This window comes from Streptomyces sp. ITFR-16 (genome assembly GCF_031844705.1).
Taxonomy (GTDB): Bacteria; Actinomycetota; Actinomycetes; order Streptomycetales; family Streptomycetaceae; genus Streptomyces.
Genome location: NZ_CP134609.1, coordinates 4,705,044 through 4,720,374, shown reverse-complemented (window position 1 = coordinate 4,720,374; position 15,331 = coordinate 4,705,044). Strand labels below are relative to the sequence as shown.

Genomic DNA, 15,331 nt, shown 5'->3' with positions numbered 1-15,331 from the left:
ACTTGATGGCGAGATACTTGGACCGGGGTGTGCCGGAGCGCGCCGGGCCGCCTCACCCCGGCCAGACGATCGCCTGCAGCTCGCTGTACGCGTGCAGCGCGTACGAGCCGACGTCGCGGCCGACCCCGCTGCGCTTGAAGCCGCCGAACGGGGCCTCCATGTTCCGGCCGACCGTGTTCACGCCGACCCCGCCCGCGCGCAGCCTGCGGGCGACGCGGAAGGCGCGGGCCACATCGCCGGACCAGACGTAGTCGATCAGCCCGTAGTCGCTGTCGTTGGCCAGCGCGATGCCCTCCTCCTCGTCGTCGAAGGGCACCACCGCCACGACCGGGCCGAAGATCTCCTCCCGCACCACCCGCATCTCCGGGGTGCAGTCGGCCAGCAGTGTGGGCGCCACGTAGAAGCCGGTGCCGGTCGGGTCCGGGCGGTCGCCGCCCGTGACGACCCGCGCACCCTCCTTCCGGCCCAGCTCCACGTACGACTCGACGCGGTCGCGGTGGGCGGCGGAGATGACGGGACCGACCACCGTGCCCTTCACCGCCGGGTCGCCGACCTTCAAGTGGCCCGCGTACCGGGCGAGTCGGTCGATGAGCGCGTCATGGACGCCCCGCTGGACCAGGACGCGGGTCGGAGCCGTACAGATCTGTCCGCTGTAGAACGAGAACGTCGTCCCGATCCCCGCCACCGCCGAGTCGAGATCCGCGTCGTCGAAGACGAGGGCGGCCCCCTTGCCGCCCAGCTCCATCAACTGCCGCTTCATGGAACGGCCGCAGACCTCCGCGATGCGCTGCCCGACGGCCGTGGAGCCGGTGAAGCTCACCATGTCCACGTCCGGCGCGTCGACCGCCGCCTCGCCCACCCCGGGGGCCGCGCCGCCGACGACGTTGACCACACCCGCCGGCACACCCGCCTCCGCGAGCGCCGCGGCCATCCGGTAGACGGAGAGCGGGTCCTGCGGGGCCGGTTTCACGACGACCGTGTTGCCCATCGCCAGCGCCGGGGCGATCTTGCCCGCCGGGTTGGCCCAGGGGTTGTTGTACGAGGTGATGCAGGTGACCACGCCGACCGGCTGGCGGACGGCGAGCGCACCGAAGATCCCGGCCCGCCCCATCGGCCCGGCCTCGTTGATCTGGGGCGCGACCGCCTCCTCGGCCGGCTCCAGCGCGCCCTTGGCGTACCGCCGGAAGCGGGCGGCGCCCACGGCGACCTGCATGCCCCGGGCCGTCGCGGTGGTGGCGCCGCTCTCCGCCTGCGCGACGGCCGCGTGGGCGGCGAGGTCCCGCTGCATCAGGCCGGCGGCGCGGTCGAGGATCGCGGCGCGCTCCTCGGGGCGGGTGCGGGACCAGGACGCGAAGGCGTCACGGGCGGCCGTCGCCGCCTCGTACACCTGCGCGCGGCTCGCCTCGGGGGCGAGGCCGACGGTCTCCTCGGTGGCCGGGTCTGTCACCTCGTAGTGTCCGGCGGCGGGCTCGGTCCACTCGCCGCCGATGTACAGGCGCTGGGGCGAACCGTTCACCGGGTGCTCACCGTCCGGGTGTCGCGGCCGGAGCGGAGCACCGTGCCGGGGACCGCGCCGGTCACCTTGTCGTCGCGCAGGGTCTCCACCCCGTTGACGCGGACCGACACGATGCCCAGCGCCTTGGAGTCGAGCCGGGGGCTGTCGCCGGGCAGGTCGTGGACGAGGGTGGCGGGGCCGGCGTCGATGCGCTCGGGGTCGAAGAGGACGAGGTCGGCGTGGAACCCCTCCTCGACGCGACCGCGTTCCCGCAGACCGAAGAGGCGGGCGGGGTCGTCGGTGAGCATCTTCACGGCCGCTTCCAGGGGTACGAGCCTGCGGCCGCGCAGACAGTCCCCGAGGAAGCGGGTGGTGTACGGGGCGCCGCACATCCGGTCCAGATGGGCGCCCGCGTCGGAGCCGCCGAGCAGGACGTCCTCGTGCTCCCAGGTCTCCTTGCGCAGCGCCCATGAGTCCGGGTCGTTGTCGGTGGGCATCGGCCACAGGACCGTCCGCAGGCCGTCGGCCGCGCAGATCTCGACGAGGCAGTGGAAGGGGTCCTGGCCGCGCTCGGCCGCGATGTCCCGGACGACACGGCCGCTCAGGCCCTCGTTGGCCGCGCTGTAGGTGTCGCCGATGACGTACCGGCCGAAGTCCGCGAGGCGGCGGAAGACGCCGGCCTCCTTGCTGTCGGCGCGGCGGAGCATCCCGGCCCGGGTGTCCGCGTCGCGCAGCCGCTCGATGCGCTCGGGGACCGGCAGGGCGAGGATCTCGCCCCAGCCGGGGATCAGGTTCAGCGCGCAGAACGTGCCCAGCGACATGTTCATCGGTGTGAGGATCGGCATCGTCAGCGCCACGATCCGGCCGCCGGCGCGGCGGGCGCGCTCGCTGGGGACCAACTGGCGCGGCACACGCTCGGGGACGGCGGCGTCGATGGTCAGCACGTTCCAGTTGAGCGGGCGGCCGGCGGCGGCGGTCATGTCGACGAACAGCTCGATCTCGTCGTCGGAGAACTGGTCGAGGCAGCCCGCGACGATCGCCTCGATCTGCGTGCCCTCGTGCTCGCCGACGGCCCGCGAGAGCGCGAGCAGTTCCTCGGGCAGCGCGTGCCGGGAGGCGACGGGCCGGCCGTCGCCGTCGGAGTGGGTCGAGGACTGGGTGGTCGACAGGCCCCACGCCCCGGCGTCCATCGCGTCGTGGAACAGGGCCAGCATGGCGTCCATCTGCTCGGGCGTCGGCCGGCCGCCGACCGCATCCGCGCCCATGACGTGGCGGCGCAGGGCGCAGTGCCCGACCATGAACCCGGCGTTGACGGCGATCCGCCCGTCGAGCGCGTCGAGGTACTCCCGGAAGCTCGACCAGCTCCAGTCGACGCCCTCCTCCAGGGCCTTGAGCGCCATGCCCTCGACCCGCGACATCATGCGCCGGGTGTAGTCGGCGTCCTCGGGGCGGTCGGGGTGCAGCGGCGCCAGGGTGAACCCGCAGTTGCCGCCGGCGACGGTGGTGACGCCATGGTTCATCGACGGGGTGGCGTACGGGTCCCAGAAGAGCTGGGCGTCGTAGTGGGTGTGCGGGTCGACGAAGCCGGGCGCGAGGACGAGGCCGGTGGCGTCCTCGGCCGTCACGGCGGACTCGGTCACCGTGCCGGGTTCGGCGACGACGGCGATCCGGCCGTCACGGATGCCGACGTCCGCCCGGTAGGAGGCCCCGCCCGTGCCGTCCACGACGGTCGCTCCGCGGATGAGGTGGTCGAGCATGAGGGGTCCCTTCTCTGTGGTGGGTACGCATGCGTGAGCCGGGGTGCGTACGGCCGCGGCACGCACCCCGGCCTCGCGAAGCGGCGATCCGGGAAGACGCCGCCGTCCGTGGCCTTTCCAGCCGGAGGTGGCGGCCGGCCCGGCACGATCAGGCCCCTTCGGCGATTGAGGAGCGGGGGTTCGGGGGCAGCGCCCCCGAGAGGGCCTCCGCCCCCCGGGGTCACTCCGCCGCTTCGCGGAGACGCGTCGTCCGGTGCACCGGATCCGTGTCGATCTGCGGAATCACGTGCTCCCCGATCAACCGGATCGAGTTCAACGTGTCCTCGGGACTCACCCCGATCGGCAGCCCGAAGCTCAGCTGATCCGCCCCCGCCCGCTCCCACCTCCGGCACTGCCCCAGCACCTCGTCCGGGTCTCCGCAGATCATCAGCTCCTCCGCGATCAGCAGCTCGATGATCTCCGCGGAGTACTCCGGCAGCAGCTCGGGCCACTCCGGAATCCCCTCCGGCCGGGGAAACGTGTCGTGGTAGCGGAACAGCAGCGACTGGAGGTAGTTCAGCCCGCCCCCCACCGCGATCTCGACCGCCTTCGCGTGCGTCTCCGCGCAGATCGCCGTCGAGGTGACCATCACGTTGTCGTTGACGAACGCCCCCACCGGCTCCGCGTCCTTGACCGCCGTCTTGTAGGAGTCGACGACCCACTCCATGTCGGAGACCTTCTGCACGCTGAAGCCCAGCACGCCGAGCCCCTTCTTCCCCGCCATCGCGTACGAGGACGGCGAGCCGGCCGCGTACCACATCGCCGGGTGCGCCTTCCCGTACGGCTTGGGCAGGATCTTGCGCGGCGGCAGCGACCAGTGCTTGCCCTGGAAGCCCGCGTACTCGTCCTGGAGCCACATCTTGGGGAACTCGGCGATGGTCTCCTCCCAGAGTTCCTTGGTGTGGTTCATGTCGGTGATGCCCGGCATGAACCCGAGGATCTCGTGGCTGCCCGCCCCCCGCCCGGAGCCGAACTCGAAGCGCCCCTCGGACAGGTGGTCCAGCATGGCGACCTTCTCGGCCACCTTCACCGGGTGGTTGACCGGGGCCAGCGGGTTGAAGATGCCGGAGCCGAGGTGGATGCGCTCGGTGGCGTGCGCGAGATAGCCCAGGTACACATCGTTGGCCGAGAGGTGCGAGTACTCCTCCAGGAAGTGGTGCTCGGAGGCCCAGGCGTACTTGAAGCCGGACTTGTCCGCCTGGATGACGTACTCGGTCTCCTCGATCAGCGCCTTGTGCTCTGCCCCGGGGTCGGCCTTGGCCCGCGCGGCGGGCACGTACCCCTGTACAAAGAGCCCGAATTCCAAGGGGGTTCACCGTCCTCAATTGTTTCTGACACATCGTCAGATTCTGCTGCGTCCGACTGTTCCACCGCCGCCCCGACCCGTCAATACCAATACCTGACGCATCGTCAGAACAGGCTGACCCCGGCCAGCCAGCCACCGTCGATGACGAACGGCTGGCCCGTGATGTACGAGGAGTCGTCCGAGGTCAGAAAGAGCGCGAGCGCCGCCACCTCCTCGGGCCGGCCGATCCGGCCGAGCGGCACGAGCTTGCGGTAGAGCGCGTCCACCGCGCCCTTCGAGGCCTCCGGGTCCGCAGTGGGGTCCAGCGCCGCCGGATTGGTCATCGCGGTGTCCACGGCACCGGGGCAGACGGCGTTGACCCGGATGCCCCGCGCGGCCAGCTCCACCGCCGCCACCCTGGTCAGGCCCAGCACGGCATGCTTGGTCGCGGCGTACGCGCCGACGAGCGCCATGCCGGTGAGCCCGGTGTACGAGGCGGTGTTCACGATCGTCCCGCCGCCCGCCGCCGCGATCTCCGGCGCCGCGGTCTTGATCCCCAGGAAGGCCCCCACCTGATTGACCTGCACCACCTGCTGGAACTCCTCCAGCGGTGTGCTCACCAGCTCGTTGAACCGCAGGATCCCCGCGTTGTTGACCAGCCCGTCGATCTTCCCGAAGGCGTCCTTCGCGGCGGTCACGGCCGCCTGCCAGTCCGCCTCGCGGCTCACGTCCAGATGCGTGAACAGGGCTCTGTCCGCACCCAGTTCCTTGGCAAGTGCCTCGCCCTGCCCGTCGAGCACATCGGCGATCACCACCTGCGCACCCTCGGCGGCGAACAGCCGCGCCTCCTGCTCGCCCTGCCCGCGCGCCGCGCCGCTGATCAGCACGGTCCGCCCGTCCAGCTTGCCCATGACCGGCTCCTACTCGTCGAGGTGGGGTGCGACATCGGCGGCGAACGCCGCCATCTGGTCGGTCAGTTCGCCCCGGTCACGGCTGCGGAAGCGCACCTGGATCTGGTGCACCCCCATCGCCGCGTACTCCCGCAGCGACTCCGCGACCGCCTCCGGCTTCCCGCTGACCGTGCGGCGCCCCACGGACCAGCCAGGCTCGCCCACGTACAGCGGTTCCGTGATGGCGCCGACGACGATCGGCGCGTCGACGCCCGCCTCCTCGCGCAGCGCGTACAGCCGGGCGATCTGCGCGGGCAGCTTCGCCCTCGGGTCCCCCTGCGGCAGCCAGCCGTCACCGCGCACGGCGGCCCGGCGCACGGCCGCCGGCGAGGAGCCGCCCACCCAGATCGGCACCCGCTCCTGGGCGGGTCGCGGCAGCTGGCCGAGCCCGGCGAAGGAGAACCGCTCCCCCGCGAACTCCGGATACTCCTCGGGCCCGAGCGCCGCCCGCAGCGCGTCGACGGTCTCGTCGAGCACGGGCCCCCGCGCCTCGAAGTCCGCCCCGAGCGCCTCGAACTCCTCGCGCACATGCCCGGCCCCGACCCCGAGGATCAGCCGGCCGCCGCTGAGGTGGTCGAGCGTGGCGTACTGCTTGGCGGTGGCCAGCGGGTGCCGCAGCCCGACGACGGCGACATGGCTCATCAGCAGGACACGCTCGGTGACGCCCGCGAGGAAGGCGAGCGTGGCCACGGGGTCGTACCAGACCGTGCTCATGCCCTCGGCGAGCCGCCGGGGAATCGCGACATGGTCGCAGCTCGCGATGTACGCGAACCCGGTGCGGTCGGCGGTACGGGCGATCTCGGCGAGGTCGGCCGGACCGGCCCCGGCCTCCCACGGCTCCGCATAGATGGCGCTCTGCGACTGGACCGGGAGCTGCATCCCGTACGACAGCGGCCCGGCGGGCGATATCGGCACCGGCGGCCTCCTTCCCCTGCACTGATCTGACACATCGTCATGTCCGGTGGTGCGGGGACATCGTCGTACCTGACGTGCCATCAGACAAGAGGCGGGTCCGAACCCTCCCGGCGCCCGCTCCGGTGCACGGCCACCGCCTGCAGCACCAGCGCGCCCGTCGCGAACAGCGCGCTGCCGAGGAGTTGCGTGGCGCGCGACACCTCCAGATAGCGGCTCTGCTCGAACCCCACCCAGACGTATGTGAGCAGCGCGCCCCCGGCGAGCGCCGTCCGGTGCGCCCCGCCCCACCCCGCGCTCCGGGACCACCGCACGCAGGGCACCAGGACCGCCGCCAGCAGCACCGCCCAGCCGAGCACCGGCACGGCCGCCGGCACCCCGTCGGGCAGATGCTCCCGGCCCCAGTAGGCACTGGTGGCGGCGAAGGCGGACGCCCCGACCACCCACGGGCGCGGCAGCGGGGCCGCACCGCGCCCGCCCGTCGGCCGGATCAGGAACGCCACCGCGACCAGCACGGCGATCACACACCCGGCGGCGGCGAACTGCCCCGGCGCGGCCACGAAGTCCTCGGACTCCACCTGGGCCAGGGCGAGGAAGCCGGAGCCCCCGACGAACACGAGGGCGGTCACGGAGAGACCGGGGAGACCGAGCCACGGCCGGGTGCGGTCGCCGCCCCGCGCGAAGGCCTCGACCAGGGCGATGGGCACGCAGATGCTCCACACGGTGTGCAGGGTCAGCACGTCCTGGAGCAGTTGGACGGACGTGTCCAGCACGGGTACGCGCGGCCCGGCGTACGCGGCGGCCAGATCGAAGCCGCCGTAGTGCGGGTTCCACAGCATCTGGTCGACGGGCCCCTCCTCGAACAGCCCGTAGGCCGCCCCGAGCAGGATCATCGTCGGCCAGCCCCGCCCGGCCCGCCGGGCGGCCTCACGCACGAGCAGTGCGCCGCCGCCGTACAGAGGGGCGAGCAGGAACACCGAGGGCAGGGCGGTGACCGGCTGATTGCCGAGAAGGAACTCCCCGATCAGCGGAGCCAGCACGAACAGACCGAGCGCCGACCGGAGGCGGTGGTGGTGTGCGCGGTCGATAGCCATACCGCCGACGCTAGGACGGCCCCCACCCGGCGGACATCGGCCGATGGACGACGACCGCCGGGCGAAAGTATCCGGGAATGAGCCGAAAGTCGTGGGGGAGCGGGGGCGAGGGGGGGACCTCACACCCCGGCCCCCGGCCCTACTTCCGGTACAGGTCCTCGATCTCCGCATCGAAGTCCCGCGTGATCGCGTCCCGCTTCAGCTTCAGCGACGGCGTCAGATGGCCGCCCTCCTCCGTGAAGTCCACCGGGAGCACGGTGAACTTGCGGATCGACTCGGCCCGCGAGACCAGGCGGTTGGCCTCGTCGACCGCGCGCTGGAGCGCCGTGCGCAGGTCCTCGTCGTGGACGAGGTCGCGGATCGGGATGCCCTGCTTCTTCTTCATCCGGCGCCAGTGGTCGAGTCCGTCCGGCTCCAGGGTGATCAGGGCGGTGATGAACGAACGGTTGTCGCCGACCACCATGCACTGGCTGACCAGGGGGTGGGCGCGCAGCCAGTCCTCCAGCGGGGCCGGGGTGACGTTCTTGCCGCCCGAGGTGATGATGATGTCCTTCTTGCGGCCGGTGATCGTGAGGTAGCCGTCCTCGTCGAGCGCGCCCAGGTCACCGGTGGCGAACCAGCCGCCGTCCAGTACGGGGACGGGCGCGCCGCGCTCCGCGTCCCAGTAGCCCTGGAAGACCTGGCCGCCGCTGAGCAGCACCTCGCCGTCCTCGGCTATGCGGACGGCGGTGCCCGGCATCGGCCAGCCGACCGTGCCCAGGCGCGGTCGCAGGGGCGGGGTGACGGTGGCGGCGGCCGTGGTCTCCGTCAGCCCGTAGCCCTCGAAGATCTCGATGCCGGCGCCCGCGTAGAACGCGGCGAGCCGGCGGCCCAGCGGGGAGCCGCCGCAGATCGCGTACCGCACCTGCCCGCCGAGCGCGGCCCGGATGCGGCGGTAGACCAGCGGGTCGTACAGCGCGCGGGCCGCCCGCAGGCCGAGCCCGGGGCCGGGTCCGGTGCCGTGTTCGGCGGCCTCGACGGCCTGCCCGTACCGCTGGGCGATCCGGGCGGCCCGGTCGAAGGACGAGGCCCGGCCCATCTTCTCGGCGGTGGCCCGGCCGGTGTTGTAGACCTTCTCCAGGACGTACGGGATGGCCAGCAGGAACGACGGCTTGAAGCCGGCCAGGTCGGCGAGCAGGTCCTCGGTCCCGATGGACGGGGCGTGGCCGAGGCGGACCCGGGCGCGCAGACAGCCGATCGCGACCATCCGGCCGAAGACGTGCGACAGCGGCAGGAACAGCAGGGTGGACGCGGGGTACTTGCTGACCGACTTGAAGACCGGGTGCAGCAGCTCGATGGCGTTGTCGACCTCGGCGAAGAAGTTGCCGTGGGTCAGCACACAGCCCTTGGGGCGGCCGGTGGTGCCCGAGGTGTAGATGAGGGTGGCCGGGGTCTCCGGTTCCAGCGTGGCGCGGCGGGCGGCGACGGCGTCGTCGGGGATGTCCCGGCCCAGCTTCTTCAGCCGTCCGAGCACGCCGGTGTCGAACTGCCACAGATGCGTGAGGTCGCCGAGCTGCTTGCGTTCCTGGCTGATGAGGCGGCCCTGTTCGGCCGTCTCCACCGCGCAGGCGACCGCGCCCGAGTCCTGGAGGATCCAGCGGGCCTGGAAGGCGGAGGAGGTCGGGTAGATGGGGACGGTGACGAGGCCGGCGGCCCAGGCCGCGAAGTCGAGCAGCGTCCACTCGTAGGTCGTCCGGGCCATGATCGCGAGGCGGTCGCCGCCGCGCAGGCCCTCCGCGATCAGGCCCTTGGCGACGGCGAGCACCTCGGCCCCGAACTCCGCCGCCGTGACGTCCCGCCAGCTGCCGTCCGGCTGCTTGCGGCTGAGGACGGCCTCCTCGGGGGCTTAGCGGGCGTTGTCGAACGGGATCTCCGCGAGCGAGCCCCGGCGCACGGGCGGGGCGAACGCCGGTACGGAGACCTGCCGGACGCTGCCGTCGGCGGCCCTGACCTTCGCGGGCTCGACCAGGACGGGGGTGGCGGGTGCGGGGGAAGTGGCGGGTGGCGTGGACACGTGCGGCTCCTCGGCATCGGGGTCGGGCGGTTCACCTGATCCGTCCGGCGACCGGCCCTGACGCCGTCGCCGAACCGTGCTCAACTTCTTTGCGCGTCACACACGTTCGAGGATCGCCGTCACGCCCTGGCCGCCCGCCGCGCAGATCGAGATGAGGCCCCGCCCCGGGGCGTCCCGTTCCGCGAGGAGCTTGGCGAGGGTGGCGACGATCCGGGCGCCCGTCGCGGCGAAGGGGTGCCCGGTCGCGAGGGAGGACCCCGCGACGTTGAGCTTCTCCCGGTCGACGGGGGCGAGTCCCTGCTTCTCCCAGGCGGCCAGGGTGGCGAGCACCTGGGACGCGAAGGCCTCGTGCACCTCGAAGAGGTCGAAGTCCTCGATGCCCAGCCCGGCCCGCTCCAGCATCCTCGGCACCGCGTACGCGGGCGCCATCAGCAGCCCGTCCTCGCCGCCCACGTAGTCGACGGCCGCCGTCTCGTACAGGGACAGATACGCCTGCGGTTCCAGGCCGCGGCGCTCGGCCCACTCCTCGCTCGCCAGCAGCACGGTCGCGGCGCCGTCCGTGAGCGGGGTGGAGTTGCCCGCGGTCATCGTCGCGTCGGGGTGGTCCGCGCCGAACACCGGCTTCAGCGCGGCGAGTTTCCCGACCGTGGAGCCGGGGCGCAGGTTCTGGTCCCGGTCCAGGCCGAGGTACGGCACGACGAGGTCGTCCAGGAAGCCCCGCTCGTAGGCGGCGGCGAGCCGCTGGTGGCTGGTGGCGGCGAGGAGGTCCTGTTCCGCCCGGCCGATGTCCCACCGGCGGGCGGTGACCGCCGCGTGCTCGCCCATCGAAAGGCCCGTGCGGGGTTCGGCGTTGCGCGGGATGTCCGGGACGAGATGGCGGGGGCGTACGCCTGCCAGCGCCTTGACCCGGCCGGCCGCCGACTTCGCCCGGCGGGCCGCCAGCAGCAGCCTGCGCAGCTCGTCGTTGACGCCGAGCGGGGCGTCGCTCGTGGTGTCCGCGCCGCCCGCGATCGCGGAGTCGACGGCCCCGAGCATGATCTTGTCGGCGGCCGTGATCACCGCCTGGAGCCCGGTGCCGCAGGCCTGCTGGATGTCGTACGCGGGGGTGCGCGGGTCGAGCCGGGAGCCGAGCACGGTCTCCCGGGCCAGGTTGAAGTCCCGGCTGTGCTTGAGGACCGCGCCGGCGGTGAACTCACCGATCCGCTGCCCCGCCAGCCCGAACCGCTCGACCAGGCCGTCCAGCGCGGCGGTCAGCATCTGCTGGTTGGAGGCCTGTGCGTACGGGCCGTCGGAGCGGGCGAACGGGATACGGCTGCCGCCGATGACCGCGACCCGGCGGGGCTGCGGGAGTGCGAGGGGGATCAACTCGACCAACTCATCTCGACCAGCTCCTGACTCTTGAGTAACCTTACTCTGGAGTAAATCTACGACCGATCAGGGAGTCCGGACAATGGCCGACCGCTATCTGCACCTCACCGGCACAGCGACCGGCCGATTTCTGACCCGCAGGCTCGGCCTCCCGCAGCCCGCCCGGCTGCGCCGCTGGACCCCCCGGACCCCGGACCTGGCCGGCCCGGTCCTCCACCTCACCGCCGGGGATTCCGCCGTCACGGACGAGCTCGGGGCGATCCTCGCCGCGACCGGCCTGGAGATCACCGCCGGCGCCGACCGCCCGGCCGGCATCGTGCTGGACGCGACGGGCGTCGGCACCGCCGCCGGACTCGGCGCCGTGCACGCCGCCCTGCACCCGGTCGTCCGCTCGCTCGCCCCGAGCGGCCGGGTCGTCGTCCTCGGCGTGCGGCCCTCCCCGGACGACCACCACCAGGCCGCCGCCCAGCAGGCGCTGGAAGGGTTCGTGCGCTCGCTCGGCAAGGAGATCGGCAGGGGCGCCACCGTGCAGCTGCTGCGCCTCGCGCCCGGCGCGGCCGCGGGCGCCGAGTCCACCCTGCGCTTCCTGCTCTCACCCCGGTCCGCGTACATCAGCGGCCAGGTCATCGAGGTCACCGCCGCCGCCCCCGGCACCGTCGCCGACTGGTCCGCCCCGCTCGCCGGCCGCACCGCGCTGGTCACCGGCGCGGCCCGGGGCATCGGCGCCTCGGTCGCCTCCGTGCTGGCCCGGGACGGCGCCCGGGTCATCTGCCTGGACGTCCCGCAGGCCCAGGAGGACCTGGTGCGCACCGCCGACCTGCTCGGCGCCACCGCCCTGCCGCTGGACATCACGGCGGACGACGCGGCCGAGCGCATCGCCGCAGCGGCCCCCGACGGCCTCGACATTTTGGTCCACAACGCCGGGATCACCCGCGACCGGCGGCTCGCCAACATGGCCGCCGACCGCTGGGCCTCGGTCATCGACGTCAACCTCGACAGCGTCCTGCGCACCACAGACGCCCTGCTCAGGGCCGGCACCCTCAACCGGGGCGGCCGGATCGTCGCCACCGCCTCCATCGCGGGCATCGCGGGCAACAACGGCCAGACCAACTACGCGGCCAGCAAGGCCGGCATCATCGGCCTGGTCCGCTCACTCGCCCCGCGCGCCGCCGCCGACCACGGCGTCACGGTCAACGCGGTCGCCCCCGGCTTCATCGAGACCAAGATGACCGCGGCCGTCCCGCTCTTCATCCGGGAGGCCGGCCGCCGGATGAACTCCCTTTCCCAGGGCGGCCTTCCGGTCGATGTCGCCGAGACCACCGCCTGGTTCGCCCAGCCCGCGTCCACGGCCGTCAACGGCCAGGTCGTCCGCGTCTGCGGCCAGAGCCTGCTGGGAGCGTGACCCCGTGCCGAGCCTGACGCTCTCGCTGCTGCGCGGCGGGCTGACCTCTCCCTTCAAGCGGGCGGGCCGGCCGGGCGCCGTCCTGCCCGCCGGCCGGCAGCACCTCCCGGCCGCCCCGATCGCGCCCGGCCCGCTGGCCGCGTACAGCAGGATCTGCGGCTTCGCGGAGTCCGGCCCGCTGCCGGTGACGTACCCGCACGTCCTGGCCTTCCCGTCGGCCATGCGGCTGATGACCCGGTGGAGCTTCCCGCTGCCGGTCACCGGGCTCGTCCACACCTGGATCGAGATCACCGCCCACCGGGCGCTGCACCCCACCGACCGGCTCGACCTCACGGTGTACGCACAGGAGTTGACCCCGCACCGGCGGGGCACCGAGGTCACCGTGGTGACCGAGGCGCGGCTGTCGGGCGAGCTGGTGTGGGAGTCCCGCAGCGGCTATCTCTCCCGCCACACGGTCCGTACGAGCACCAGGCCGGCGGCCCCGGCGCCCGAGCCCCCGCTCCCCGCCGTCGCCGAGTGGCGGCTGCCCGCCGACCTCGGACGGCGCTACGGGGCCGCCTCGGGCGACCGCAACCCGATCCACCTCCACCCGCTGACCGCCCGGCTGTTCGGCTTCCCGCGCGCCATCGCGCACGGCATGTGGACCGTGGCCCGCTGCCTCGCCGAGGTGCCCGGGACCCCTCCGGTCCACTCCGTACGGGCCGACTTCCGGGCCCCCGTCCTGCTGCCCGGCACCGTCACCTACGCCTCGGACGGCACCGCCTTCCAGCTCCGCAGCGGCGACCGCGTCCACCTCACCGGGACGGCGGCTGCCAGGGACGGCCGTTCATAAGGTTCTCCAGGCCCGCCCACGAGAAGTTCATCAAGGTGGCCGCCGCCTCCTTGGCCGAGACGCCCGGGGTCTCGTTCGCCCAGCCGGCGAGCGACTCCGCGGCGCCCACCAGCGCCTGCGCGAGACCCGCCACATCGCGGTCCGCCAGCGCCGGATCCTGGTGGACCTCGCGGGCCGCGGCGCCGATCAGACCCGTCACGAACGCAACGATCTCCTCGCGCATCACGTTCACCTCGGTGGCGAACGGCTCCCCGTGCGTCCGTGCCTGGCGATACAGCACGGCCCAGCCGTCCGGGTTCTGCGCCGTGTGCGTGAAGAACGCCCGCAGCCCCGACCACAGTTGCCGGTCGGCCGGAAGACCCGGCTCCGCCCCCGCGCGTACCGCTTCGACCAGCGCGTTCGCCTCCCGCCTGATGCAGGCGGAGAAGAGTTCGTCCTTGGAGTTCAGATAGAGGTAGACCAGCGGCTTGGACACCCCGGCCAGCTCCGCGATCTCGTCCATCGAGGCCGCACGGAATCCGCGCTGTCCGAAGGTCTGCACCGCGGCGTCCATCATCTGCTGCTCGCGCACCGCGCGCGGCATCCGTTTGCTCTTCACAGCACCCACGTCGACTTCCTCCCGCCCCCGCTGCGCTACTCCTCGGTAAGACTACGGCGCGGGCCCGGACCACGCCGCCCACACGGAGACCCCCGGCCACCCGGTGGCCGGATCGCCCCGCCCCGGCCCCGTCCGCCGGACATGCGCGAGGGCCCCCTCTCCGCAGCGGAGAAGGGGCCCTCGGGCGGGCGGTGAGCGATCACGCGGGGACCGGCACGCGCCCCTGCTCGGTGTCGCGGACCTCGGCCTCGTCGACCGGGGAGGCCGACGCCGAGTTGTACTTGTCGTGGTCGAGGATCTTCTCCCGGGCCGAGACGATGACCGGGACCAGCGCCTGGCCTGCCACGTTCGTCGCCGTACGCATCATGTCCAGGATCGGGTCGATGGCCATCAGCAGACCGACGCCCTCCAGCGGGAGGCCCAGCGTCGACAGGGTGAGGGTCAGCATGACCGTGGCGCCGGTGAGACCGGCGGTGGCGGCGGAGCCGATCACCGAGACGAACGCGATCAGGATGTAGTCACCGACACCCAGCTGCACGTCGAAGATCTGCGCGATGAAGATCGCGGCCAGCGCCGGGTAGATCGCGGCGCAGCCGTCCATCTTGGTGGTCGCACCGAACGGGACGGAGAAGGAGGCGTACTCCTTCGGGACGCCGAGGCGCTCGGTGACCTGCTGGGTGACCGGCATGGTGCCGACCGAGGAGCGCGAGACGAAGGCCAGTTGGATCGCGGGCCAGGCGCCCTTGAAGAACTGGAGCGGGCTGACCTTGGCGACCGTGGCGAGCAGCAGCGGGTAGACGCCGAACATCACCAGGGCGCAGCCGATGTAGACGTCGGCGGTGAACGTCGCGTACTTGCCGATCAGGTCCCAGCCGTAGTCGGCGATGGCGTAGCCGATGAGGCCGATGGTGCCGAGCGGGGCGAGGCGGATGACCCACCACAGGGCCTTCTGGAGCAGCTCCAGGACGGCCTCGCTGAGGTTGAGGATCGGCTGTGCCTTCTCGCCGAGCTGCAGGGCGGCGATCCCGGCGACGGCGGCCATGAAGACGATCTGGAGGACGTTCAGCTCGGTGAACGGCGAGATCACGTTCTGCGGGATGATACCGGTCAGGAAGTCGAGCCAGGAGCCCGCGTGCTCCGGGAGCTTGCCGTCCTTCGGGGTGAGGCCGGTGCCGGAGCCCGGGTTGGTGATCAGGCCGATCGCGAGGCCGATGGCGACCGCGATCAGCGAGGTGATCATGAACCAGAGGACCGTGCGGCCGGCCAGCCTGGCGGCGTTGTTGACCTTGCGCAGGTTGGTGATCGACACCAGGATCGCGAAGAAGACGAGGGGCGCCACGGCCAGCTTCAGCAGCTGGACGAAGATGTGGCCGACCTTGTCGAGCGTGGTGTAGAGCCAGTCGATGTCCTGGCTGCGGGCGAGCCAGCCGAGCAGGACACCGAGGACCAGACCGGCGACGATCTGGGCCCAGAACGGGACCTTGGGTATGCGGAAACCGGAGCCCGAGGGCTCTTCGGTGGTGGCGGACGCGGGGTTCGCGGACAC

General features: G+C 72.6%; 11 protein-coding genes and 1 pseudogene. 2 read left to right on the top strand and 10 right to left on the bottom strand.

Features of this window, described 5'->3' with window-relative positions; translation table 11 throughout:
• Window positions 1-52: 52 nt before the first annotated feature.
• From RLT58_RS20940 to RLT58_RS20905, 8 genes and pseudogenes are all read right to left on the bottom strand, one after another.
• The gene (locus RLT58_RS20940; protein WP_311311903.1) at window positions 53-1,516 is read right to left on the bottom strand and encodes an aldehyde dehydrogenase family protein; all 1,464 of its coding nucleotides are present in this window, start codon (window positions 1,514-1,516) and stop codon (window positions 53-55) included.
• Window positions 1,513-3,252: an N-acyl-D-amino-acid deacylase family protein gene (locus RLT58_RS20935; protein ID WP_311311902.1), complete on the bottom strand. Its 1,740-nt coding sequence runs from the start codon at window positions 3,250-3,252 to the stop codon at window positions 1,513-1,515. Before RLT58_RS20935 ends, RLT58_RS20940 begins: the two co-directional genes overlap by 4 nt.
• Window positions 3,253-3,472: 220 nt before the next feature.
• Window positions 3,473-4,597, bottom strand: a complete 1,125-nt coding sequence (locus tag RLT58_RS20930) for an LLM class flavin-dependent oxidoreductase (RefSeq protein ID WP_311311901.1) — start codon at window positions 4,595-4,597, stop codon at window positions 3,473-3,475.
• A gap of 104 nt (window positions 4,598-4,701) precedes the next feature.
• On the bottom strand, window positions 4,702-5,487 hold the full coding sequence (locus RLT58_RS20925; protein WP_311311900.1) for an SDR family NAD(P)-dependent oxidoreductase: 786 nt from the start codon (window positions 5,485-5,487) through the stop codon (window positions 4,702-4,704).
• A 9-nt stretch (window positions 5,488-5,496) separates the two neighbouring features.
• Window positions 5,497-6,441, bottom strand: coding sequence for an LLM class F420-dependent oxidoreductase (locus RLT58_RS20920; protein WP_311311899.1), 945 nt, complete (start codon window positions 6,439-6,441; stop codon window positions 5,497-5,499).
• 80 nt (window positions 6,442-6,521) lie between these two features.
• Window positions 6,522-7,532: a hypothetical protein gene (locus tag RLT58_RS20915; RefSeq protein ID WP_311311898.1), complete on the bottom strand. Its 1,011-nt coding sequence runs from the start codon at window positions 7,530-7,532 to the stop codon at window positions 6,522-6,524.
• 139 nt (window positions 7,533-7,671) lie between these two features.
• A pseudogene (locus tag RLT58_RS20910) lies at window positions 7,672-9,585 on the bottom strand (AMP-dependent synthetase/ligase).
• A 96-nt stretch (window positions 9,586-9,681) separates the two neighbouring features.
• Entirely contained in the window at window positions 9,682-10,959 is a 1,278-nt protein-coding gene (locus RLT58_RS20905; RefSeq protein ID WP_311311897.1) for an acetyl-CoA C-acetyltransferase, read from the bottom strand.
• A gap of 76 nt (window positions 10,960-11,035) precedes the next feature.
• On the opposite strand from RLT58_RS20905, the gene RLT58_RS20900 reads away from it, so the two are divergent.
• Both RLT58_RS20900 and RLT58_RS20895 read left to right on the top strand, forming a co-directional pair.
• The gene (locus RLT58_RS20900) at window positions 11,036-12,355 is read left to right on the top strand and encodes a 3-oxoacyl-ACP reductase (RefSeq protein WP_311311896.1); all 1,320 of its coding nucleotides are present in this window, start codon (window positions 11,036-11,038) and stop codon (window positions 12,353-12,355) included.
• Between the two features lie 4 nt (window positions 12,356-12,359).
• A complete protein-coding gene (locus tag RLT58_RS20895; protein WP_311311895.1) occupies window positions 12,360-13,187 on the top strand; it encodes a MaoC family dehydratase in 828 nt (275 codons plus the stop codon).
• On the opposite strand, the gene RLT58_RS20890 is transcribed toward RLT58_RS20895, so the two are convergent.
• Together RLT58_RS20890 and RLT58_RS20885 are read right to left on the bottom strand one after the other, a co-directional pair.
• The gene (locus tag RLT58_RS20890; protein WP_311314585.1) at window positions 13,150-13,770 is read right to left on the bottom strand and encodes a TetR/AcrR family transcriptional regulator; all 621 of its coding nucleotides are present in this window, start codon (window positions 13,768-13,770) and stop codon (window positions 13,150-13,152) included. The two genes, RLT58_RS20895 and RLT58_RS20890, sit on opposite strands and share 38 nt — an antisense overlap.
• A gap of 214 nt (window positions 13,771-13,984) precedes the next feature.
• Entirely contained in the window at window positions 13,985-15,331 is a 1,347-nt protein-coding gene (locus RLT58_RS20885) for a dicarboxylate/amino acid:cation symporter (RefSeq protein WP_311311894.1), read from the bottom strand.

Bases quoted from the DNA above. Each gene is read 5' to 3' on its own strand.
- RLT58_RS20935 (WP_311311902.1), bottom strand. From the start codon at position 3,252: ATGCTCGACCACCTCATCCGCGGAGCGACCGTCGTGGACGGCACGGGC.
- RLT58_RS20925 (WP_311311900.1), bottom strand. From the start codon at position 5,487: ATGGGCAAGCTGGACGGGCGGACCGTGCTGATCAGCGGCGCGGCGCGC.
- RLT58_RS20915 (WP_311311898.1), bottom strand. From the start codon at position 7,532: ATGGCTATCGACCGCGCACACCACCACCGCCTCCGGTCGGCGCTCGGT.
- RLT58_RS20900 (WP_311311896.1), top strand. From the start codon at position 11,036: ATGGCCGACCGCTATCTGCACCTCACCGGCACAGCGACCGGCCGATTT.
- RLT58_RS20890 (WP_311314585.1), bottom strand. From the start codon at position 13,770: ATGCCGCGCGCGGTGCGCGAGCAGCAGATGATGGACGCCGCGGTGCAG.